Genomic DNA, 22,091 nt, shown 5'->3' on the forward strand with positions numbered 1-22,091 from the left:
TCAGCCGGGGCGGGCCGTATTGTCGTGGGTGCGCGGGGTGCGCGCAGAGGCGATGAAACAGGGATATGAAGCATCAGAAGCAGACAGCCGGACACCTGCAACGTCCCGGGACGACCCGGGTCCTCGGGCACAACGGGACCGCCGAAGTGCGGCGGACGGTCCTGCCGGGTGGGCTGCGGGTGGTCACCGAACCCGTGCCCGGCGTCCGCTCGGCGTCGGTGGGCATCTGGGTCGGCGTCGGGTCCCGGGACGAGACCCGCGCGCAGGCCGGTGCCGCGCACTACCTGGAGCACCTGCTGTTCAAGGGCACCGCGAAGCGGACCGCCGTGGGCATCGCGCAGGAGATCGACGCGGTCGGCGGTGAGCTCAACGCCTTCACGTCCAAGGAGCACACCTGCTACTACGCGCACGTCCTGGACGAGGACCTGCCGCTGGCGGTGGACATGCTCTGCGACGTGGTCTTCGACGCGATCAACGACGCCGCCGACGTCGACGTCGAGCGCAGCGTGGTGCTCGAGGAGATCGCGATGCGCGACGACGACCCCGAGGACCTGCTGCACGAGCTGTTCTCCACCGCGGTGCTGGGCGACAGCCCGCTGGGGCGGTCGGTGCTCGGCACCGAGGAGTCGATCACCGAGATGACCCGCAACCGGGTCCACGGCTTCTACCGGCGCAGCTACCGGATGCCGAAGATGGTCGTGGCCGTGGCGGGCAACATCGAGCACGCCACGGTGGTGCGGCTGGTCCGCAAGGCCCTGGGCGACCGGTTGGCCGGCGACGAGCACCCGGAGGAGCCGCGCGGCGGACGGGCGCGGCTGCCGAAGCAGGAACCGCTGGTGCTGCACCCCGACGACACCGAGCAGACGCACCTGCTGATGGGCTGCCGCGGGCTGGACCGCTACGACGAGCGGCGGTTCTCGCTCGGCGTGCTCAACGCGGCGTTGGGCGGGGGCATGAGTTCGCGGCTGTTCCAGGAGATCCGGGAGAGCCGGGGCCTGGCGTACTCGGTGTACTCGTCGAGCTCGGCCTTCTCGGACGCCGGCACGTTCTCGGTGTACGCCGGGTGCACGCCGGAGCGCCTGGGCGAGGTCGCCTCGGTGATCCGCGCGGTGCTCGCCGACGTCGCCGCCCACGGCCTGTCGCCGGAGGAGGTCGACCGCGGCCGCGGTCAGCTGCGCGGCGGTCTGGTCCTGGGTCTGGAGGACAGCGCGGCCCGCATGAGCCGCATCGGCAAGACCGAGCTCAACTACGGCCGCCACTACACCGTCGAGGAGACCCTCGCCAAGATCGAGGCGGTCACCCCCGACGACGTCGCGGCGCTGGCCCGGGACCTCCTCAACCGCCCCTTCACCACCGCGGTCGTCGGGCCGTACAAGACTCCCGAGGACCTCCCGGAGGGCGTGTAGCTCGCCAGGGGACGGTTTTAGCCCAAATTGCCCATGATCAATGTCCGTTTTGTCCGGTCAATTATGGCTAAAACCGTCCCGATGCTGGAGGAACGCGCGCACGTCGGCGCACACGAGATGGTGTCGGTCACCACGCGGGGTGGGTCGTCGGGCGTGCGAGGGGTGGGTGCCTAGACTCCGGGGCAGCAGCGTCGTTGCGGAGAGGTGTATCCACGGTGATCAAGGTTGGTGTGCTGGGCGCCCGCGGGCGGATGGGTTCCGAGGCCGTGCGAGCCGTCGGCGAGGCCGCCGACACCGAGGTCGTCGCCGAGGTCGACCACGACGACCCGATCGAGCGGCTCGTCGAGTCCGGCGCTCAGGTCGCCGTGGACCTCACCCACCCCGACGCGGTGCTGGGCAACATCCGCTTCTGCGTCGAGAACGGCATCAACGTCGTGGTCGGCACCAGCGGTCTCGGCCCCGCCGAGCTGGACTCGATCCGCTCCTGGCTGGCCGACAAGCCGGAGGTCGGCGTGATCGTGGCGCCGAACTTCGCCATCGGCGCGGTGCTGTCGATGCGGTTCGCCGAGCTGGCCGCCAAGTACTTCGACTCCGCCGAGATCGTCGAGCTGCACCACCCGAAGAAGGCCGACGCGCCCTCGGGCACCGCGGCCCGCACCGCGCACGTCATCGGTCAGGCCCGCCAGGAGGCCGGGCTCGGCGAGATGCCCGACGCCACCACCAAGGACCCGGACGGCGCTCGCGGCGCCGAGGTCGACGGGGTGCGGGTGCACGCGGTGCGGATGACCGGCCTGGTCGCGCACCAGGAGGTCATCTTCGGCACCGAGGGCGAGACGCTGACCATCCGGCACGACTCCTACGACCGCCGCTCGTTCATGCCGGGCGTGCTGCTGGGCGTGCGCGAAGTCGGTGGCCGGCCGGGCCTGACCGTGGGGCTCGACTCGCTCATGGGGATCTGAGGTGGCCAAGCCGCTGCTGACCGCGCGCACCGCCGCGTTCGTGGTCGCGCTCGTGCTGCTGGTCTACCTGGTGCTGATGGGCGGCCGCGCGATCACGATGATCACCAGCGGCGAGCCGGTCTTCATCGCGCTGGGCCTGGCGATCCTGGTGTTCCCGGTGCTGGGCGCGGTGCTGGTCGCCGACCAGCTGCGCTTCGGCGCGTCCACCGAGCGGCTGGCCCGCAGGCTCGACGACGAGGGCGCGCTGCCCGACGTCTCGCACCTGCCGCGCCGCCCGTCGGGCCGGGTCGAGCGGGACGCGGCCGACGCGTGGTTCGACGCCAAGCAGACCGAGCTGGAGTCCTCGCCGCAGGACTGGCGCCGCTGGTTCGCCCTCGCCCAGGCCTACGACCTGGCGGGCGACCGCAACCGCGGCCGCCGCGCGATGCGCAAGGCCATCGAGCTCGAACGCGACGACCGCTGAGGACCGTTGTGGTCCTCCTGCGGGTGGCGAAACCGAGCGCTCCCGCGGTCTCCGTGCGCCGCTCTTGATGCGTGACACGGCGTCCCGGAGTGCTCGCTGCGAAAGCGCTCGGAACCCGCGGCGGTGCAGGTTGCTCGGGTGGAGCGGCTCCGCCGCCTGTGAACAGCCCCTAGCCGCAGGCGTTCGCGGCGGCTTCGGCGTCGTGCTCGTGGATCCACTGGAGGGTGTCCGGGATCTCGGCCAGCCGCCGGTCGCGTTCGTCGGCCTCGGGTCCGTCGGGCAGGTGCAGCAGGGCTGAGGCCACCCACGAACTGCGCTGGACCGCGCGGGTTCGGGCGCGGCGCAGCCGTTCGTAGCGGGGGAGCGCCTGCTCCGGCGCGAAGCGGTGCAGCAGCGAGGCGAGGGTGGCCGCGTCCTCGATGGACTGGTTCGCGCCTTGGCCGTGGTGCGGCAGCATCGCGTGCGCGGCGTCGCCGAGCAGCACGATCCCGTCCCGGTGCCAGCGGCGCAGCGGGCTCTGCCCGAACAGGGCCCAGCGCTTGTGCAGGCTCGTCGCCTCGATCATCTCGCGCACGCCCGGGTGCCATCCGGTGAAGGGTTCGCGGAGCAGGTCCGGTGAGACGTCGGCGACCCAGCTGGAACCCGGCCAGGTGGCCGGATCGTCCACCACGGCGAGGAAGTTGACGAACGAGCCGTCGCCGATCGGGTAGTGCAGCACGTGCGCGCCCGGCCCATCCAGAACTGGATGGCGTCGGGATCGGGCAGCGAGGGCATCTCCTCGCGGTGGATGAGCCCGCGAAAACCGCTGGTGCCGGAGTACGCGGCGGGTTCGGCGTCGGCGACCCACCGGCGGGTGGTGGAGTGCACGCCGTCGGCCCCGACGACGAGATCGGCGTGTGCGACGACGCCGTTGGCGAATTCCAGCTCGTGGCCCCGGTTCTCGGTCGAGATGCCCACCAGCCGGTGATCGAGGTGGAGGTCCTGCGGCCCGCAGGCCTCGGCCAGCACGGCCTGCAGGTCGGCCCGGTGCACGCCGCAGTAGGGCGCTCCGAACCGCTCCGCGTACGCCTCGCCCGCCGTGAACGAGGCGACGCGCCCGCCCTCGCGCCAGTGCCGGTAGATCAGCTCGGTGGGCACCGTGCTCGCGGCGTCCAGGGGTGCGCGGAGTCCGAGGGCGTGCAGCACGCGGGTGCCGTTGGCCGACAGCGCGACCGCGGCGCCGACTTCCCGCAGCTCGTCGGCCCGTTCGTAGACCGCGGCGCGAATTCCCCGCCGTCGCAGTGCGATCGCGAGCGTGAGCCCGCCGATCCCGGCTCCGATGATCGCCACCGATGGTGTCCTCGTCGTCATGCGCGCCCCCTGCGGTCGTCGTTGTACCGATCGGTACGGCGAGTTGCACGCTAGTTGTACCGATCGGTACGGTCAAGAGGTGAGCTCACGAGGCGACAAGCGCGCTGACCTGCTGCGCAGGGTTGTCGACCACCTGGCCGAGCACGGCATCGCCGATCTGTCGCTGGCGCCCGCGGCCGAGAAGCTGGGGACCAGCAAGCGGATGCTGCTGTACTACTTCGGCAGCCGCGACGCGCTCATCGCCGAGGCGATCGCCGCCAGCCGCCCGGACATCGCGGACCTGTTCCGCGACGTCGGCGACACCGACGAGCTGGAGCGGGCGGCGTGGCAGCTGTGGGAGGCCATCACCCGAGGTCGTCAGCAGCGCCCGATCCGGATCCTGTTCCAGGTGCTGAGCCTGGCCCCCACGCAGCCGGAGCGCTACGCCGCGCTCGCCGCCAACGCCGTCACCGCGATGGTGGAGCCGCTCGTGCCCGTCTTCCGAGAGCTCGGATTCGGTGAGGCCGAGGCGCGTTCTCGCGCGAGCCTGCTCATCTCGGGTCTGCGCGGCCTGTGCCAGGACCGCATCGTGACCGGGGACGAGGAGCGGATCGAGGGCGCCGCGGGGACGCTCATCCGCGCGGCCACGGCGGTGGAGAACCGGAAAGAGTAAGTCCGGACCGGATTCGGCGCATACCGCCGTTCGGTCTACTGATCCCCTTTACCAGGGGATTCTCAGAATGCTCATGGGATGGTTTCCCACAACGTGGTTGAACGTTGACACGTCTCGGGAAGTTCCCGATTATTACTGCCATGTCCAGGTTCGCCTCTCTGGTGACTCGCCTGCACGTCGACCTCCGACAGCAGGCCAGCGCGCTCTGTCACGCATAAGGGCCTCTTTCTCCCGCCGCTGCACGGCGTTCTCTCCCTCCGAGTAGTTCACGACGAAGCTCGCCCGGAAACTCGCGCAATTCCGGGTGAGTTCGATTCGCCGTGCCCGATTTCGGAATTCTCCACGAAAATCCGGAGTACACATGAAGAAGAGTCTGAGACGGCTGCCCATCGGGCTGGCCGCCATAGCCTTGGCCGTCAGCGCGATCACGCTGCCGGTGCCGGACGCCCACGCCGACGTCGACGTGTCCACGCAGTCGGTCAAGGGCGCCGACGGCAAGGACTACACCGTCACCAACCACGTCGTGAAGAGCGCGCTCGAGAAGTCCACATCGGACGGCAAGCCGAAGGAGTGGCTGGTCGTCTGGGCGGGTGACGAGAACATCGCGGACACCGCGGTTTCCGACGTCCGCAACCTGCCCGGCTCGCTCAAGGGCGGCACCGGCAAGGTCGCCAACGCCCTGCCGGGGCCGGACTTCCTGGCCGTCATCGACGCGACCAAGGGCTCGCCCGGCTACGGGCAGGTGGTCAACACGATCACGGTCGGCCCGCTGGTGGAGAACGAGCCGCACCACATGCAGTACGTGTGGCACAAGGGCGACACCATCTACGCCGGTGCGCTGTTCCTCGGCGCCACCTACGCGTTCGACGTCTCGGCGCTGCCGAACGTCAAGCTCAAGGGCGTCAGCCTGCCCACCCAGACGCCCGGTGGTTCCGTCCCCGACGCCTACTGGACGCTCAAGGACGGCACCGCCTACGGCACCTACATGGGCGGCCCGGTCGTCCCCGGCCCGTACCGGTACTCCGACGGATCGACGCACCTGGGCAACGGTTTCGCCGGAAGTCCAGGTGAGGTCGTGCGGTTCGACCCGAACGGCAAGGTGCTCTCGGAATCCCCGGCCGCCACGCCGGGCGGGGACAACGCGAAGCTGTGCGACAACCTGCCGCGGATCGGCACGCCGACCTGCGCCAACCCGCACGGCGTCCAGGCCCGCGAGGATCTCAACACCCTCGTGACATCGGACTACGCCGAGCCGCGCAACATCATCCTGGACCCGGTCAAGACCCCGTCGCCGTACCTGCGGCGGCCGACGGTGCGGACCTGGGACATCTCCGACCGCAACCACCCGAAGCTCAAGGCGGTCTCCTACCTGCCCGACGGTCCGCGCGCGAACCCGAAGGACCCGCTGCACAACGAGAGTCGTGCCGCGATGGAGACCACGGTGACCAACCTGCCCGGTCACAAGGGCGCCTTCGCCCAGACCATGCAGGGCGGTGCGGTGTTCTACACGCCGGACATCACCGCGCCGGAGCCGCACTGGCGCCAGGTCTTCGACGACGGTGCCGCCGCGGTGCGGTTCGACCCGGCCAACGACGCCAACGGTGGCAGCTCCAACGGCGGCTGGCTGCAGACCAGCCCGGACGACCGGTTCCTGTACCGGGCGATCCAGGGGCGCGCGCCGGGCACCTTCGGCAAGGACGACCCGGGCACCACGGGTGGTGTGTACACGCTGGACATCCAGAAGCTGGTGAACTCCGGCACCGATTACCAGTGCAACATCGACACCATCGAGGAATCCCAGAAGGGCGGCGCCGAGGCCGACTGCCCGACGGTGGCGGGCACGACTCCGATCAACCCCGGCAAGGCCACCGGTGGCCCGCACTGGGGCGCCTACGACAACTTCAAGCTGGGCCCGGACGGCAAGTACGCCGAGACCCAGGTCCCGGGCCGGCTCGCGGTGTCGAACTACTTCGTCGCGCGCACCGGCAACGACGGTGACCACAAGGTCAACATGGTCACCCTCGGACCGGACGGGAAGGTCCAGGTCGACGACACCTTCCGCGACGAGGTGACCGGCGAGGTCGGCGTCAACTTCAACCGGCGGTCCTGGCCGCACGGGGAGTTCGGCAACGCCAAACCGCACTCGCAGCTGTTCGTGGTGGCCGAGAACGACCTGAAGTAACCGGTTCTCAAGAGCCGTCACCGGATTCCTGGACGCAGTGGCGAACCGGGTGGCCGCCGTCCCGCGGCGGCCACCCACCCCTGCCCCCGACCGAGAGCGAGCGTGGAAGACATGCACACCCACACCGGAGTGTCCAGTGTGGACTACCTGGCGCTGGTGCTGCGCGTCCTGCTGCTGACCGGCACGGCGCTCGTCGCCGGCATCGGCCTGCTGCGCGCGGGCGCCGCGATGCGACCGCTGCTCGCCTGGGCCTGCGGCGGCGCCACCGCCGCGCTGGCCGCGGTGTCGGCCGTCGTGCTGGACATCAACACCGGCTTCGCGGTCGCGCACGTCGCGCTCGCCCTCGCGGTGCCGCTCGCGCTGCGCTGGCGCGGACCCGCCGCCTTCCTCGGATTCGGGCTGGCGCTGCTGCTCATCGCCGAGGCCGCCCTCGGCCACACCTCGCTCCCCTTCCTACTCGACACGGTCGTCGTCGCGGTCGCCGTCGTCTGGTTCGGCCTGGCCCTGGCCAAGAGCTGGAACCCCGACGGCGGACTGCGCCCCCGGCCCATCGCGCTGACCGCCGCGATCGCCCTCCTCGGCGTCGGGATCGGGCAGCTGGTGCTGTCCGGCCTGCTCGACCGCCGACTGCTCAGCACCGGCCACGGCATCGCTGTCCTGGTGCTGCTGATCGGCGCGATCGCGGTGCTCGCCGTGACGCTCGTCATCCGCGACGACGGCCGCACCTACCGCTTCGGCGCCGTCGGCGTCCTCGCCGTCGTGCTGGCCTGGGCCACCCTGCCCGGCCTGCCGCTGCCGCAGGACCTGCCCGTTCCCGGCGTCGCCCGGCTCGACCAGGCCGCCGGAACCCCGGTGCTGGTCAGCCCGAACCGCGTCGGGCGCAACCTGGTGCACTTCCCGGAGAGCGCGGGGCAGGGCATCACCGTCGAGCACGACGGCACGATCTCCCGCGCCGTACCCAAGCCCGGCGCCAGCGGCACCTGGGCCGTGGTCGACCTGCCGCCCGGCCGCAGCGACCTGGTGATCCAGCGCGGCGAGGAGACCGGCAGCGTCGACGTCGACACCGGCGACCTGCCCGAGGTCCCCGGCACCGCCGAGCCCGAATGCGCCAGCGCCGCGCTGGGAACCGTCACCGCGGGCGCGCCCGCCCCGGTGACCTGCCCCGACACCGCGCTGCTGCCCGAGGACGCCGACGCGCTGCGCAAGAACGTGGCCTTCCTCGCCGACATGAAGGTGCCCTCGCTCGCCGTCGACGGCGACGACACGCCCCGCAGCAAGGCCGCCGTCGAGGTCGTGCGCGCCGAGGCCGCGCGCCGCGGAGTACCGCTGAGCGGCAGCTCGGAGGGCGCGTTGCTGCAGGTCTCCGGCTGGGCGCAGGCGTCCCAGAATCTGGAACGGGCGTGGTTCGTGTACGGAATTCACGTCGCGCCCTGGCTGTTGCACGGTCCGGTGGTCACCTCGGCCCCCGGTGTGGCCGTGCCGCTGCGCTTCGACCCGCGCGACCGCAACGCCCTCACCTACGGCATGACCCAGTCCAGCGCCTTCGGCGACCCGCCGTCGCTGTCCGGATACCGGGAGTGGGCGAGGGTCCGAGGGGAGAACCTCAGCGGAGAGGTCACCATCTACGCGTCCGCCCAGGTCGACGTCATGCAGATGGGCGGACACCAGCACGGCGGCAACAGCGGCCAGTGGATCCCGCAGGGGACCATCGTGGCCGTGTCGAGCCCGCTCACGGAGAAGTAGGAGAGCAGCACATGTCTGTTGTGGACGTTGAAAGACCGGCACCGCCACCGGTGCGCACCGCGCCGCCCGCGCAACGCGGAGTCGTCGCGATCGGCATCGCCGTCGCCGTCGTGCTCGGCCTGGCCGTGGTCAACGCGGCCGGCTGGAAGATGCTGGTGGTCTACCTCATCAGCCTCGGGCTCGGCCTGGTGCTGTTCCACTCCCGCTTCGGCTTCACCTCCGCCTGGCGGCAGCTGATCACCGTCGGGCAGGGCCGGGCGATCCGCGCCCACATGCTCATGCTCGGCGTCGCCGCCGTGCTGTTCGCGGGCATCCTCGGCAGCGGCTTCTCGCTGTCCGGCACACCCGAAGCGCAGCTCCAACCCGCCGGTCTCGGCGTCGTCTTCGGCGCGTTCCTGTTCGGCGTCGGCATGCAGGTCGGCGGCTCCTGCGCCTCCGGCACGCTCTTCGCCGTCGGCAGCGGGCAGACCGCGATCCTGTTCACCCTCGGCGGTTTCATCGTCGGCTCGGTGTTCACCGCGTTCATCTCGCCGTTCATCAAGACCGTGCAGAACATCGGCCCGACGGTCTCGCTGGCCGACACCCCGCTCGGCTACGCGGGCGGTGTGCTGTTCACGCTGCTCATCATCGGCGCCGTCGTCGGGATCTCGCTGCTGGTCGAGCGACGCCGCACGCCCCCGCCGATCGACCAGCCGCCGGTCGCCAAGGGCATCCTGCGCGCGCTGCGCGGCTCGTGGCCGCTGTGGGTCGGCGCCGTCCTGCTGGCCGTGCTCAACGCCGCGACGCTCTTCGTCTCCGGCGGCACCTGGGGCATCACCTCCGCGTTCGGCCTGTGGGGCGCGAAGATCCTCGACTGGGTCGGCGTCGACATCTCCGGCGCCCCGTTCTGGCAGAACCCGGAGAACGCCGCGAAGCTCGCCTCGTCGGTGCTCACCGACCGGATCTCGGTGATGGACTTCGGAATCATGGTCGGCGCCCTCGTCGCCGCCGCGCTCGCCGGTGCGTTCACCCTGCACCGCAAGATCCCCTGGAAGATGGCCGTCGGCGCAGTCCTCGGCGGAATCCTGATGGGCATCGGCGCGCGGTTCGCCGGTGGCTGCAACATCGGCGCCTACTTCTCCGGGGTCGCCTCGTTCAGCCTGCACGGCTGGCTGTGGGGCGTGATGGCCATCGTCGGCACCTACGCCGGCGTCGCGCTGCGACCGCTGTTCGGACTCGGCAATCCCAAGCCGTCGGACGCCGTCTGCTGATCGTCCACCGGCTGCGGTCGCGGCCGGTGGTGAGGAAGAAGGAGGAACGAACATGTCCGCATCCGTCCGCCGCGCCGCCACCGCGGTGGCCCTGGCCGTGAGCGCCGCCCTGCTCACCGGTGGGGTCGCTCAGGCCGAAGCGATCTGGGTCCTGCCCGGGGTCGACCTCGGTGCCGTGCTCACCCCGACCGTGCAGCTGCCGACGCAGCTGCTCGCCCCGGTCGTCGCCCTGCTGGCGGGTTGATCAGGTAGTGCGTCCGCAACCCGCCGCGCGGCCCGCGCACCGCGCGGCAGGTCGGCTCCAACGAAGGGAACCAGCATGAACAGCACCGCATCCCGCGCCATCACCGGCGCCGTCCTGGCCGGAGCGGCCCTGTGCAGCACCGCACCGGCGGCCCTGGCCGGCCCCGAGACCCCGGCACCGGCGGCCGTCGTGGCTCAGGACGGGCCGGCGATCGTCGACGAGCCCGACACCGGCGACCTCAACGACAAGTGGACCTTCGCGCCGATCGGCGTCCCGGTCTTCGGCCTGGTCGACTCGGTCCTGGGAATCCCGGGACGGCTCGGCCTGCCCGCGCTGCCCAGCCTGCCGAGCTTCTGAGCCAGAGGTTCCTGACGCGGAGCAGGCTCCCCGGACGTCCCCTCGTCCCCCACGGCGAGGGGACGTCCCCTTTTTCCGGGGTGCTCGCCGTGGGGGCACTTCACGGGCCGAGGTGTTCACAACCAGGTCGTCATCGCCGTCGGGGCCGCCGCGAGAACGCCGAAGCGGGCGAAGCGGCCGACGAAACCGGTGAGCAGGAACGTGGTGACCGGGACCTTGGCCCACCCGGCGACGAACGCCACCGCCGCGAACGGCGGGAGGCTCGCCACCGCGCTGACCAGCAGCACCGCACCCGCCCAGACCGGGCGGTTGCGGCAGTTCTCCCGGAACGACTCCAGCCACGCCCGCCAGCGTCCCCGGGTCTTGGGCGCCTCGCGCTCGCGGCGCACGAGCCCCGGAAGCCGGATGCTGCCGCGCGCGGCGTAGTAGTGCAGCAGCTTGCCGCCGATCTGACCGGCCGCGATGACCAGCGCCAGCACCCACCACGGGATCTCGGGTTCCTTGAGGACCAGCCCGACCACGAACAGCTCGACGCTGATCAGCGGGAGCAGCGCCGAGGCCACCGACACTCCGAAGGTGGTGGAGAGCAACCCGATGATGGTCAGCACGGTCGGCTCCTGGTGGGGGCAGGCGTCAGTGGTGCTCGAACTCGAAGTCCAGCGGACCGGTCAGGCGCATCTCGCGCAGCGGGCGCCCACCCGCGTCCAACGTGCGCACCGTACCGTCCGGTGACCATCCCGCAGCGCGGTAGAACGACAGCGACGCCGAGTCCGACTCCGGGACCCAGGCGATGCCGCGCGTGGCACCGGCTGCGGCGTACCGGCGCCCGACCGTGCCCAGCAGCCGTCCGGCGTGCCCGCGCCGACCCCAGCGCGGCTCCACCAGCAGTGCGCTGACCAGCACCGTCGTCGACGCGTCGGCGGGCAGCGACCCGTCGGCCGCGGCGACCTCGGGTTCCGGCGCCGGACCCGCGGCGCAGAAACCCACGGTCCAGCGACCCTCGATCGCGAGCAGCACGGTCGCCGAGCCGGAGGTGACGGCTTCGCGCCACTCCTGCTCGGCCGCCGCGCTGTCGAGCCCGGCGAGCACGGCCGGTGGGAGGATCTCGGCGTAGGCGGTCTGCCACGTCTCGACCTGGATGCGCGCGATCTCGGCGGCGTCGGACGCCACCGCGTCGCGCACGTCGGCTTCTGCCATGCGCGCCAACCTAACGCGTCGTGCGATCACGCCGGGCACCCAGTCACCGTGGGAGGCCGCAGCAGGTGGTCGCTGGTCGTCGGGCTGTCGGGGGCGGCTGGCACGATTCCTCGGGTGCAGACCATCAGCAACGACACGGCACGCCGAATCGCCCTCGCAGCGCAGGGCTTCGCCGACCCCCGGCCGCGAGGCGCGGTGACCCGACGGCACCTGCAGCGCGCCCTGTCCAGGACCAAGCTGCTGCAGCTGGATTCGGTGAACGTCGCGGTGCGCGCCCACTACATGCCGCTGTTCAGCAGGCTCGGCGCCTACCCGGCGGAGCTGGTCGACACCGCTGCCTGGTCGCACACCACCCGGCAACCCCGGATGCTCGTCGAGTACTGGGCGCACGAGGCGTCGCTGATCCCCGTCGACGACTGGCCGCTGCTGCGGTGGCGGATGCGCGAGTACGGCGGCGCGTGGCGCAAGCGCTCCCGCGACCTGCTGGAGCAGAACCCCGAGCTGGTCAACGACGTCCTCAACGCCGTCAAGGAGCTGGGACCCATCGGCGCCGGCCGGCTGGAGCGCGAGCTCGGCGGTGGCGAGCGGCAGGGGCGCGGACCGTGGTGGAACCGCACCGACACCAAGCGGGTCTGCGAGCTGCTGTTCGCGATGGGGGAGCTGACCACCGGAACCCGCCGCGGCTTCGAGCGGCTCTACGACCTGCCGGAACGCGTGCTGCCCGCCGAGGTCCTGGCCCACGAACCCGAGGACGCCGAAGCCGTCCGCGCCCTGGTGGAGCGCTCGGCCGAGGCGGTGGGCGTGGGCACCGAGACCGACCTGCGCGACTACTACCGGCTGTCGCCGGAGCAGTCGAAGCAGGCGGTCGCCGAGCTCGTCGAGGACGGTGTGCTCGAACCGCTGGTGGTGCACGGATGGCGGCAGCCCGCCTACCGGCACACCGACGCCCGCGTTCCCCGCAAGGTCACCGGCCGCGCTCTGCTGTGCCCGTTCGACCCGCTGATCTGGGAGCGTTCCCGCGCCGAGCGGATCTTCGGTTTCCGCTACCGCATCGAGATCTACGTCCCGGAACCCAAGCGGCAGTACGGCTACTACGTCTTCCCCTTCCTCCTCGACGGCGAGCTGGTCGGTCGCGTGGACATCAAGGCCGACCGCAACGCGGGCGTGCTCCGGGTCCCCGGCGCGTTCCTCGAACCCGGCCACGACGCCACCCGCGTCGCACCCGAGCTGGCCGCCGCGCTGCGCGACATGGCCGGCTGGCTCGGACTCGACGACGTCGTGGTGGGCGAACGAGGTGACCTCATCCGCCCCCTCAACGCGGAACTCGCCGCGACGTAGCGGTTTTCAGTCTGCGGCGGAGCCGCACTCTTCCACCGCCCGAACAACCGGTACCGCTGCGGGTTCCGGGCGGCTTCGTGGCGAGTGCACCGGGGCGCCGTGCGTTGGACATGCGTCAGGAGCGGCGCAGGGAGTCCACGGAGGCGCTCCGGTTCCGCTACCGGCACCGCCGCGCAAGACGACCGCAGGCCATTGGTCCTCAGCTCGCGGTGGCCAGGACCGCGTCACCGCTGCCGGTGCGTCCGAAGACCTTGAGCGTCGGTTCGGTTTCCGGTGGTTGATCGGACACGTCCAGGTCGCTGCGCGCGGTGCCGGTCGAGGAGGTCAGGTCGACCTCGGCGGCCGTGCCGCGGTGCAGCGACACCTGCAGCTCGCCGGACCCGGTGATCAGCTCGACCTGCCCGTCGACGGCGTCGGCCACGGTGATGTCACCGCTGCCGGTGCGCACCAGCACGTCGCCGGACACCTCGCCGAGCCAGATGTTGCCGGACCCGCTGCCCACCGACGACGCCGCCGCGAGCGAGCCCACCTCGATGTCACCGCGCCCGGAGCGCACGTGCACCCCGCCGCGCATGGCCCCCAGCCGCAGGTGCCCGGAACTGCTGCGCACGGTGGCCCGGTCGGTCGCCTCCTCGACCGCGACGGCTCCCGCCCCGGCCTGCACGTTGACCTTCCCGGCCGCGCCCGTCAGCGACACCTCCGAGCTACCGCCCTGCACGCTCACCTCCGAGCCGGTCGGCGCGGTCACCCGCACCGCCAGCGGCACCCCGCGCAGCGGCGCCGTGGACGGAGCGCGGACGACCAGCCGGCCTCCGCTGAGGTCGATCCGCGTGCGGCGCACCGCCTCGACGAGGGGTTCCCGCGGCAGGGAGCCCAGGTCGACACCGCGCGCGCCGCCGGGAACGTTCGCGCCGAACTGCTCGCTGACCCAGCTCAGCAGCCCGGACAGCCCGTTCTGCCAGTCCTGCCCGGTCGACGACGGGTCGTGCCGGACGTCGACGTGCGTGATCGCCGTGTCCGTCAGCTCGACCACGACCGAGCCCCGGTTGTTGCCGATGTCGATGCGCAGCGGGCCGTCGGTGTCGAAGTCCTGGCTGCGCAGCAGGTCGGTCAGCTCTTCCTCGGCCTCGGACCACTCCTGGTCCAGGTCCGGGTCCTCGTTGTTGTCGGTCATCTCCAGTCGCCTTTCCGCCATCGCCCGGTCAGCCCTGCACCCAGCCGTGGATGCGGGAGCCGCCGCCCTCGCCGCCGGGCCACCCGCCGAAGCCGGGGCCGTCCCACGGCCCGCCGCGCCCGCGGCCGTGGCCGCCGTGCCCGTGACCCCCATGTCCAGGGCCTCCGTGTCCGGGGCCGCCATGTCCGCGACCGCCGCGCCCGCGTCGCGGCCGGTCCCACGGCCCGCCGCGGCCGCGTCCCTGCAGCGCGCCCTGCACCGCCTGCGCGACGAAGGTGTTCAGCGAGACGCCCTGGGCGGACGCGGCCTGCTCGGCCTGGGACTTGATCTCCTCCATCAACCGCAGCGTGATGCGGCTGATGTCGCCGTTGTCGCCGCTGGGCGGCGGGGGAGGTGGTGGTTCGCTCTCGGTCTCGGTGGTGGGCGGAGTGCCTCCGCCGCTGACCACGACGCGCAGGTCGCGGCCGTCCAGTCGCAGGTCGACGACCTGACCGTCGAGGTTCGTCGTGACCTCTGCGGCGAGGTCGGACAGTGCGTTCATGATCGCCAGCCGCGCGGCCGGTTCGATCGCGCCGGACAGCACCGCCGCGGTCTGCCGCGTCTGGTCGTCGCCTGCGGCAGCGGCGGAGGTGAGGTCTTCGCGAAGCTGGTCGATGTACGGGTTCAGATCCATGACACCACTATGCCGTCATCGATGACGTCATGCAACGACACGATGGTGTCAACCGACGTCAGGCGATCGCGTCACCGCCGGTCGTTAGGCTTCCGGGCAGGGGAGTCGTGAGAGCAGGAAAGGGGCGCGCCCGTCGTGACCGAGATCGTGCGGCCGAAGGTCCAGCTGGTCGGCAAGACCGAGTTCTTCCCGCCGGAGGACGTGGACTTCTCCACCGACGCCGACGGCGGTCAGGCGCTGGCCGAGTTCGCGGGCCGGGCGTGCTACCAGTCGTGGAACAAGCCGAACCCGGCCACGGCCACCAACGACGGCTACATCAAGCACATCCTGGAGGTGGGCCACCTGTCCGTGCTGGAGCACGGGTCGGTGTCGTTCTACCTGACCGGGATGTCCCGCTCGCTGACCCACGAGCTGATCCGCCACCGGCACTTCTCCTACTCCCAGCTCTCCCAGCGCTACGTCCCGGAGCGCGACGCCGCGATGGTCGAGCCCGACGTCATCGCCGAGGACCCGGAGCTGCACGAGCGGTTCGTGAAGGCCACCGAGGCCAGCGCGCAGGCCTACACCGAGCTGCTGGCCGCGCTGGAGGACAAGTTCGCCGACGAGCCGACCATGACGCTGCGTCGCAAGCAGGCCCGGCAGGCGGCCCGCTCGGTGCTGCCCAACGCCACCGAGACCCGCATCGTCGTCACCGGCAACTACCGCGCCTGGCGGCACTTCGTGGCGATGCGCGCCTCCGAGCACGCGGACGTCGAGATCAGGGCGCTGGCGGTGGAGTGCCTCAAGCAGCTGCAGAAGGCCGCGCCGAACGTCTTCAGCGACTTCGAGATCACCACCCTCAAGGACGGCACCGAGGTCGCCTCCAGCCCGCTGGTCACCGAGGGCTGAGCACCACCGGCGACGGCACCCGCGGGGAAACCCCGGGTGCCGTTTTCGTCTCGATCCGCGATGCGGCGGCCGCTCGGCTTGATCGGCGTTTAGAGTGGGCCCATGGGTGTCGCCAGCGATGAACGCCAGCTGTTGTGCGAGCTGTTCGAGCGAGTCGGCCCGGACGCGCCGACGCTCTGCGAGGGGTGGGCGACCCGGGACCTCGCGGTGCACCTGGTGGTGCGCGAACGCCGGCCGGACGCACTCGCGGGCAAGCTGATCAAGGCTCTGGCCGAGCGCGGTGACCGCGCCGAGCAGGAGCTGCGCGAGCTGGCCTGGCCCGAGCTGGTCGACCAGGTGCGGCAGGGACCGCCGAAGTGGAACCCGATGAGCATCGGCGGGGTCGACGAGACGGTCAACGCCGCCGAGTTCTTCGTGCACCACGAGGACGTCCGCCGCGCCCAGCCGAACTGGCAGCCGCGCCCGTCCGACGAGGCGCGCGACGAGGTCCTGTGGAAGTCGCTGGGCCGGGTCGCGCGGATGTTCTACGGCCGCAGCCCGGTGGGCGTGGTGCTGCGCCGCACCGACGGCACCGAGATCCAGGCCAAGCGCGGCCCGCGCACCGTCCGCGTCGTCGGTGAGACCGCGGAGCTCCTGCTCTACGCGTTCGGCCGCAGCGAAGCGAAGGTCACCTTCGAGGGCAACAGGCCGACATCATGGCGATGCAGGACCTGCGCCGCTCGTTCTGAAGAAGCGCCCGCCGAGCTGAAGAACTGCTCGTCAGGGCCCTGGAAAACCGAAAGAAACACGTCTGTTCGAGCCCGTCGGAATCACCTTTCCGGCGGGCTCGGTTCAGCCCGGTCCGGCTGTCTTCGGCGGGCGTCTGACCAGGTAGCGTCAGGGCCATGACCGACTGCCCCACCGCCATTCCGGGCCGCCCGTTCGGCCGCGTCCTGACCGCCATGGTCACGCCGTTCGACGAGGACGGGAAGGTCGACCTGAAAGTGGCGCAGGAGCTCGCCGCCTACCTGGTCGACAACGTCGGGAACGACGGGCTGGTCGTCAACGGCACCACCGGTGAGAGCCCGACCACGACCGACCAGGAGAAGGAGCAGCTGCTCCGCGCGGTGGTCGAGGCCGTGGGCGACCGGGCGACCGTCGTCGCCGGTGCCGGCACGAACAACACCGAGCACTCCGTGGAGCTGGCGCGCTCCGCCGAGAAGGCGGGTGCGCACGGCCTGCTGGTCGTGACCCCCTACTACTCCCGGCCGCCGCAGGAAGGCCTCTACCAGCACTTCTGGACGGTCGCCGACGCCACCGAGCTGCCGGTGATGCTCTACGACATCCCGCCGCGCAGCGTCGTGCCGATCCAGGTCGACACCCTCAAGCGGCTCGCCGAGCACCCGCAGATCGTGGCGGTGAAGGACTCCAAGCACGACCTGTGGGCGGGCAGCGAGGCGATGAACGACGCCGGGCTGGCCTACTACTCGGGCGAGGACCCGCTGAACCTGCCGTGGTTGTCGGTGGGCGCGGTCGGCTTCGTCAGCGTGATCGGTCACGTGGTCGGCGACCGGCTCCGCAAGATGCTCGACTCCTACGAATCCGGTGATGTCGCAGGCGCTATGGAGGTCCACAAGGGACTCCTGCCGGTGTACCGGTCGATGAACTTCGTCGGTGGCGTCATCTTCGCCAAGACCGCGCTGCGGTTGTGCGGATACGAGACCGGCCAGCCGCGGCTGCCGCTGCCGGCCGCCACGGAGGAGCAGGTGCGTCTGATCACCAGCGACCTGTGGGATGCTGGCCTGGTATTGGTCAACCCGGACGCAGCACAGAGGTGACACAGCGTTGAGCGCACAGGCGACAGCCACCGAGCACCACCCGGTGACGCCGACTTCGTCGGCACCACCACGCCCGTTGGCCGAAGGTGGTCTCAGGGTCGTCGCGCTCGGTGGCATCGGCGAGGTCGGCCGCAACATGACGGTCTTCGAGTACGAGGGCCGGTTGCTGATCGTCGACTGCGGCGTGCTGTTCCCGGAGGACGACCAGCCCGGCGTCGACCTGATCCTGCCGGACTTCGGCGCGATCGAGGACCGGCTGGACGACATCGACGCCCTGGTGCTCACGCACGGTCACGAGGACCACATCGGTGCCGTGCCGTTCCTGCTGCGGTTGCGCCCGGACCTGCCGGTGGTCGGCTCCAAGTTCACGCTCGCGCTGCTGGCGGCCAAGTGCCGCGAGCACCGGCTGAACCCGGAGCTGATCGAGGTCGCCGAGGGCCAGCGCAGCACGCACGGCGCCTTCGAGCTGGAGTTCTTCGCGGTCAACCACTCGATCCCGGACGCGCTGGCGGTCGCCATCCGCACTCCCGCCGGGGTCGTGCTGCACACCGGTGACATCAAGCTGGACCAGCTGCCGCTGGACAGCCGGCTGACCGACCTGGCCGGGTTCTCCCGCCTCGGCGACGAGGGCGTGGACCTGTTCCTGGTCGACTCCACCAACGCCGAGGTGCCCGGTTTCGTCACGCCGGAGCGCGAGATCGGCCCGGTGCTGGACCGGGTGATCGGAAAGGCGACGCAGCGGGTCATCGTGGCCTGCTTCGCCAGCCACGTGCACCGCGTGCAGCAGGTGCTGGAGGTCGCCGAGACGCACGGCCGCAAGGTCTGCTTCGTGGGCCGGTCGATGGTGCGCAACATGGGCATCGCCGCCGATCTGGGCATGCTCAACGTGCCGGACGGCCTGCTGGTCGACCTCGACCAGGCGCTGGAGATGCCGGAGCACGAGGTCGCGTTCGTCTCGACGGGTTCGCAGGGCGAGCCGCTGTCGGCGCTGTCGCGGATGGCTCGGGGCGAGCACCGGCAGATCGGCATCCGCGCCGGTGACACGGTGGTGCTGGCGAGCTCGCTGATCCCGGGCAACGAGACCGCCGTGTTCGGCGTGGTCAACGGCCTGGTCCGGCTGGGTGCCCAGGTGGTGCACCAGGGGCACGCCAAGGTGCACGTCTCCGGGCACGCCTCGGCCGGTGAGCTGCTGTACCTGTACAACGCGGTGCGCCCGAGCAACGTGATGCCGGTGCACGGCGAGTGGCGCCACCTGCGCGCGAACGCCGAGCTGGCCCGGCTGACCGGGGTGCCCGCGGATCGCGTGGTCATCGCCGAGGACGGCGTGGTGGTCGACATGGTCGACGGCATCGCGAGCATCGCGGGTCGGGTCGAGGTCGGTCACGTCTACGTCGACGGCCTGTCGGTTGGCGACGTGGGCGAGTCGACGCTGTCGGACCGGTTGGTGCTGGGCGAGGGCGGTTTCATCGCGATCACGGTCGCGGTGGACGTGACGAACGGGCGCGCGGTCTCGCCGCCGACGATCTCCGGTCGCGGGTTCTCCGACGACCCGAAGGCCCTGGACGACGTGGTGCCGCTGGTGGAGATGGAGCTGGCGCGCACCGAGGCCGAGGGCATCACCGACACGCACCGGATCGCGCAGTCGGTGCGCCGGGTGGTGGGCCGCTGGGTCGCCGAGAAGTACCGCCGCCGTCCCATGATCGTGCCGAACGTGCTTCCCGTCGGATCCTGATCTCTCGCTGGAACGGGGTGGCTCGGAAATCCTTCCGAACCACCCCGTTCGCGTTCTCGCATCACCGCGGGTAGCCGCCTGCGCGGGATCGAAGATCCGCTTCCGTACCCGTTTCCGATCACTCGTTACCCGGACGTGCCAGTCGCTCTCGGGGAATGTCCGTTTCTCCCGTGCACCCTGGGTGGTTTCGAACACCTCACGGGTGGACGGCGTGCCACTTTGGAATGACCCACCGCGCTGTCAGGCAGATCCGCTGCCACGGTGAATCTCGCCGGTTCGAGCTACTTCGTTCCGCTGGAAAAACCACTCGCAAGATTGGGGTCTGAAGGTGCGTACTTCCGCTCGACTTTTCGGCGCTGCCGCTGCGGCGACGGCACTCATGGCCATCGGCGGCCCGGCGTTCGCTGACAGCGCGGACAACGATGGGGTCAACCTGCTGAACGACAACAACGCGAGCGTGCTGCCGGTTCAGCTGTGCGGCAACAACGCCGCGGTGCTGGGGGTCGCAGCACCCATCCTGTCTCCGCAGGACAGCAGCTGCGTCAACGCGCCGATCACGGAAGGCTGATCTGCTCGGCAGGAGGGCCGGCCCCGGGGGTGGGGCCGGCCCTCCTCCGCGTTCAGACGCGGGCGGCCGGGTGGGTGAGCAGCCGGATCATCTCGTTGATGGTGCCGATGAGCTTGCGGGAGTCGGCCGGTGCCAGCGTGTACCAGTCCTGGCCGTCCCGGCCGGGTTTGCGCTGCGCCAGGTAGCAGCCGGCTTCGGTGGCGAAGAACTGCACGTTGAACGGCAGCGACCGGGTGCGCCGGACCTGCTGGTCGTAGGCCCGCACGGTGATGAGACCTTCGAGGCTGCGCTTGGCGGTGAACGCCCGCATCAGCGTTTTCCCCTGCGCCCCGCGCACTCCCGCGTAGCCCAGGGCCGCGGACATGGTCCGGGCCGAGTCGCCCATCCGCTTGATCACCTGCTCCAGGTGCGCGTAGGGCAGCGACACCGAGACGTCGTCGGCGGCGGTGATCTTGCCGAGCAGGTTGACGGCGTTGCCCGCCGGACCGCCGTGCTCGTGCCGCTTGATGCGGATTTCCCGCAGGTCGTCGGGTGTTTCACCGTCGGCCTGGTAGGCCTGGACCGTGCTGCGGCCGTATTCGACGAGCACCGCGTTGAAGTTCTCGCCTTCGCGCGCGTGGACCGCGACGCCGACCGCCAGCGGCGGCCGGGCGAGCAGGCGCACGGCGTCCTCGACGAACGGGTGCAGCTCGTCGCCGTCGAACAGGCTCTGCTGGACGAGCTGGCGCCGACCGAGCTCGGCCGCCTCGCGGCGGTCGGACTCGGTGGCGTCCAGCGGCAGCCAGCCCACCCGCAGCAGCGGGTGGAGTTGCAGGTCGAATCGGGTGCAGAGGTAGTTCGCCGCGGCGGGAGGCAGGCTCAGTTCACGCCTGGCCACGAATCACCGGCCCGCGTCGGCGTCACCGAAGACGGCGGGAGCGGTGCGCTGTATGTCGTTGGTGAACACGTCGTCCTGCTCCACCAACCAGCCCGGGCGCTGGTGCTCCTGCTCGTCGTCCTCGCCCTGCTTGCCGCGACCGGCCCCGGCACCACCGGGAGCCCCGTTCTGACCGGGGCGACCACCGGCGGCACCACCGGCACCGCTCCCGGCGCTGGAGCCACCGAGACCGCCCATCCCGGCCCGGCCACCGGCACCGCGACCCACCGGCGCACCTGCGCCTTCGCCGCTGCGACCGCCACGCGGGCCGCCGTTGGGGGAGGGAGCCCAGCGACCGTTGTAGGGGTTCTGCCGCTCCCACGCCCCGGTCCGCGGGTTCTGCCGGAACAGCGTCCCGTCGGGACCGCGCACGACGCCGGGCGGAAGCCCGGGACCGGACGGAGTCGCCCACGACGGGTTCGACGCGGCGGGCGGAGCCGACGGAGCGTGCGCGGGCGCGGCGGCCGGGGCCGAAGCCCACGCGGACGACGTGCTCGCGGGTGCGGAGTAGCCACCACCGGAGTGCGAAGAACCGCCGTCACCAGCGGAATACGTGCCCGCCGTCGGGTACGACGCAGCGGGCGGAGCGGCCGGCGGCGGCTGGTCGGCGGGCTGGAACTCGGGCAGCCGCGCGATCACGCCCTCGGTCTGCTGGCTGTAGCGCTCCATGACCTGGTTGGCCTGCTGGTTGGTGTCCACGTAGGCCTGCTGGCGCTCTTCGTAGTCCGACATCCACCCGGTCACCGGGTTCGAGTCGAGCCCCCAGTCCTCGACCCACCCCTTCTCCGGCGGATCCAGCAAAGCCCCCTGCCCGCTGGGCAACGGGTCGTCCTTCATCGGAAGAGCCTGAAAAGCCTCACGCTGGTAGGAGTTCTGCTCCTCCAACGCCGCCTTCACCCCACGCGAAGTCTCAGCAGCAGCCCTCGCAAGAGGCTGAATCTCGGCGATGGAGGCGTTCGCGGCATCAGCAGCGGTGCCCTCGTGGGCGGCTTCGGCAGCTCGCAGCGCAGCAGCGATGTCGTCCGCCATGTCGTCGAACTTCGTCGCGACGTTGTTCCAGAGCTTGACGCCCTCGTCGGACGGAGCGGGCAAGGAAGCCGCGTCGGGAGCGCCGCCCATCTGCTTGCGGTACTCCTTGGCGCTACTGGCGTAGCACATGTCCAGCATCGTGATGTCTCCCCA

23 protein-coding genes are annotated in these 22,091 nt (G+C 71.1%); 15 read left to right on the forward strand and 8 right to left on the reverse strand.

Annotation, left to right across the window (positions count from 1 at the left end):
• The first annotated feature begins 65 nt into the window (after window positions 1-65).
• From REH65_RS23440 to REH65_RS23450, 3 genes are all read left to right on the forward strand, one after another.
• A complete protein-coding gene (locus tag REH65_RS23440) occupies window positions 66-1,406 on the forward strand; it encodes a M16 family metallopeptidase (RefSeq protein WP_406689098.1) in 1,341 nt (446 codons plus the stop codon).
• Between the two features lie 215 nt (window positions 1,407-1,621).
• Window positions 1,622-2,365 carry a 4-hydroxy-tetrahydrodipicolinate reductase gene (gene dapB / locus REH65_RS23445; protein ID WP_281454782.1) on the forward strand — a complete coding sequence of 248 codons (744 nt, stop codon included), beginning with the start codon at window positions 1,622-1,624 and terminating at the stop codon, window positions 2,363-2,365.
• Between the two features lie 16 nt (window positions 2,366-2,381).
• A complete protein-coding gene (locus tag REH65_RS23450; protein ID WP_406693223.1) occupies window positions 2,382-2,828 on the forward strand; it encodes a hypothetical protein in 447 nt (148 codons plus the stop codon).
• A gap of 169 nt (window positions 2,829-2,997) precedes the next feature.
• Here REH65_RS23450 and REH65_RS23455 read toward each other — a convergent pair whose 3' ends face one another.
• Together REH65_RS23455 and REH65_RS23460 are read right to left on the reverse strand one after the other, a co-directional pair.
• Window positions 2,998-3,393: an FAD-dependent oxidoreductase gene (locus REH65_RS23455; RefSeq protein ID WP_406689099.1), complete on the reverse strand. Its 396-nt coding sequence runs from the start codon at window positions 3,391-3,393 to the stop codon at window positions 2,998-3,000.
• The gene (locus tag REH65_RS23460; RefSeq protein ID WP_406689100.1) at window positions 3,390-4,157 is read right to left on the reverse strand and encodes an FAD-dependent oxidoreductase; all 768 of its coding nucleotides are present in this window, start codon (window positions 4,155-4,157) and stop codon (window positions 3,390-3,392) included. The genes REH65_RS23455 and REH65_RS23460 overlap by 4 nt, the downstream gene beginning before the upstream one ends.
• A gap of 100 nt (window positions 4,158-4,257) precedes the next feature.
• Here REH65_RS23460 and REH65_RS23465 point away from each other — a divergent pair, with 100 nt between their 5' ends.
• From REH65_RS23465 to REH65_RS23490, 6 genes are all read left to right on the forward strand, one after another.
• On the forward strand, window positions 4,258-4,830 hold the full coding sequence (locus tag REH65_RS23465; protein WP_406689101.1) for a TetR/AcrR family transcriptional regulator: 573 nt from the start codon (window positions 4,258-4,260) through the stop codon (window positions 4,828-4,830).
• Window positions 4,831-5,191: 361 nt separating this feature from the next.
• On the forward strand, window positions 5,192-7,012 hold the full coding sequence (locus REH65_RS23470) for a hypothetical protein (protein WP_406689102.1): 1,821 nt from the start codon (window positions 5,192-5,194) through the stop codon (window positions 7,010-7,012).
• A gap of 111 nt (window positions 7,013-7,123) precedes the next feature.
• Window positions 7,124-8,755, forward strand: a complete 1,632-nt coding sequence (locus REH65_RS23475; RefSeq protein ID WP_406689103.1) for a hypothetical protein — start codon at window positions 7,124-7,126, stop codon at window positions 8,753-8,755.
• An 11-nt stretch (window positions 8,756-8,766) separates the two neighbouring features.
• Window positions 8,767-10,005 (forward strand): YeeE/YedE family protein, encoded by a 1,239-nt coding sequence (locus REH65_RS23480; protein ID WP_406689104.1) that lies wholly within the window; start codon window positions 8,767-8,769, stop codon window positions 10,003-10,005.
• A gap of 52 nt (window positions 10,006-10,057) precedes the next feature.
• Window positions 10,058-10,249: a hypothetical protein gene (locus REH65_RS23485; RefSeq protein WP_281454776.1), complete on the forward strand. Its 192-nt coding sequence runs from the start codon at window positions 10,058-10,060 to the stop codon at window positions 10,247-10,249.
• Between the two features lie 75 nt (window positions 10,250-10,324).
• Window positions 10,325-10,606 (forward strand): hypothetical protein, encoded by a 282-nt coding sequence (locus tag REH65_RS23490; protein WP_406689105.1) that lies wholly within the window; start codon window positions 10,325-10,327, stop codon window positions 10,604-10,606.
• Between the two features lie 116 nt (window positions 10,607-10,722).
• Here REH65_RS23490 and REH65_RS23495 read toward each other — a convergent pair whose 3' ends face one another.
• Window positions 10,723-11,214, reverse strand: coding sequence for a VTT domain-containing protein (locus REH65_RS23495; protein ID WP_406689106.1), 492 nt, complete (start codon window positions 11,212-11,214; stop codon window positions 10,723-10,725).
• Window positions 11,215-11,239: 25 nt separating this feature from the next.
• The gene (locus REH65_RS23500) at window positions 11,240-11,803 is read right to left on the reverse strand and encodes a GNAT family N-acetyltransferase (RefSeq protein ID WP_281454773.1); all 564 of its coding nucleotides are present in this window, start codon (window positions 11,801-11,803) and stop codon (window positions 11,240-11,242) included.
• Between the two features lie 114 nt (window positions 11,804-11,917).
• Here REH65_RS23500 and REH65_RS23505 point away from each other — a divergent pair, with 114 nt between their 5' ends.
• Window positions 11,918-13,141, forward strand: coding sequence for a winged helix-turn-helix domain-containing protein (locus REH65_RS23505; protein ID WP_406689107.1), 1,224 nt, complete (start codon window positions 11,918-11,920; stop codon window positions 13,139-13,141).
• A 199-nt stretch (window positions 13,142-13,340) separates the two neighbouring features.
• Here the strand turns inward: REH65_RS23505 and REH65_RS23510 are convergent, their stop codons facing one another.
• Together REH65_RS23510 and REH65_RS23515 are read right to left on the reverse strand one after the other, a co-directional pair.
• Window positions 13,341-14,315, reverse strand: coding sequence for a DUF4097 family beta strand repeat-containing protein (locus tag REH65_RS23510; protein ID WP_406689108.1), 975 nt, complete (start codon window positions 14,313-14,315; stop codon window positions 13,341-13,343).
• A gap of 28 nt (window positions 14,316-14,343) precedes the next feature.
• Complete coding sequence (locus REH65_RS23515) at window positions 14,344-14,988, reverse strand: toxin-antitoxin system HicB family antitoxin (RefSeq protein ID WP_406689109.1); 645 nt, start codon at window positions 14,986-14,988, stop codon at window positions 14,344-14,346.
• Window positions 14,989-15,123: 135 nt separating this feature from the next.
• Between REH65_RS23515 and thyX the strand changes: the two genes are divergently transcribed.
• The 5 genes from thyX to REH65_RS23540 all read left to right on the forward strand — a co-directional run bounded on the left by thyX (window position 15,124) and on the right by REH65_RS23540 (window position 19,993).
• Window positions 15,124-15,876: an FAD-dependent thymidylate synthase gene (gene thyX, locus REH65_RS23520; protein ID WP_406689110.1), complete on the forward strand. Its 753-nt coding sequence runs from the start codon at window positions 15,124-15,126 to the stop codon at window positions 15,874-15,876.
• Window positions 15,877-15,978: 102 nt separating this feature from the next.
• A complete protein-coding gene (locus REH65_RS23525; protein WP_406689111.1) occupies window positions 15,979-16,764 on the forward strand; it encodes a TIGR03085 family metal-binding protein in 786 nt (261 codons plus the stop codon).
• The gene (gene dapA / locus REH65_RS23530; RefSeq protein WP_281454767.1) at window positions 16,761-17,693 is read left to right on the forward strand and encodes a 4-hydroxy-tetrahydrodipicolinate synthase; all 933 of its coding nucleotides are present in this window, start codon (window positions 16,761-16,763) and stop codon (window positions 17,691-17,693) included. Before REH65_RS23525 ends, dapA begins: the two co-directional genes overlap by 4 nt.
• A 7-nt stretch (window positions 17,694-17,700) precedes the next feature.
• Entirely contained in the window at window positions 17,701-19,425 is a 1,725-nt protein-coding gene (locus REH65_RS23535) for a ribonuclease J (protein WP_406689112.1), read from the forward strand.
• Window positions 19,426-19,753: 328 nt separating this feature from the next.
• Window positions 19,754-19,993, forward strand: a complete 240-nt coding sequence (locus REH65_RS23540) for a hypothetical protein (protein ID WP_406689113.1) — start codon at window positions 19,754-19,756, stop codon at window positions 19,991-19,993.
• 52 nt (window positions 19,994-20,045) lie between these two features.
• Here REH65_RS23540 and REH65_RS23545 read toward each other — a convergent pair whose 3' ends face one another.
• The gene (locus REH65_RS23545; protein ID WP_406689114.1) at window positions 20,046-20,870 is read right to left on the reverse strand and encodes an ESX secretion-associated protein EspG; all 825 of its coding nucleotides are present in this window, start codon (window positions 20,868-20,870) and stop codon (window positions 20,046-20,048) included.
• A 3-nt stretch (window positions 20,871-20,873) separates the two neighbouring features.
• The gene (locus REH65_RS23550; protein ID WP_406689115.1) at window positions 20,874-22,076 is read right to left on the reverse strand and encodes a hypothetical protein; all 1,203 of its coding nucleotides are present in this window, start codon (window positions 22,074-22,076) and stop codon (window positions 20,874-20,876) included.
• Window positions 22,077-22,091: the final 15 nt, after the last annotated feature.

The sequence above is a fragment of the Saccharopolyspora sp. ID03-671 genome (genome assembly GCF_045278815.1).
GTDB classification, from domain to species: Bacteria; Actinomycetota; Actinomycetes; order Mycobacteriales; family Pseudonocardiaceae; genus Saccharopolyspora; species Saccharopolyspora ipomoeae.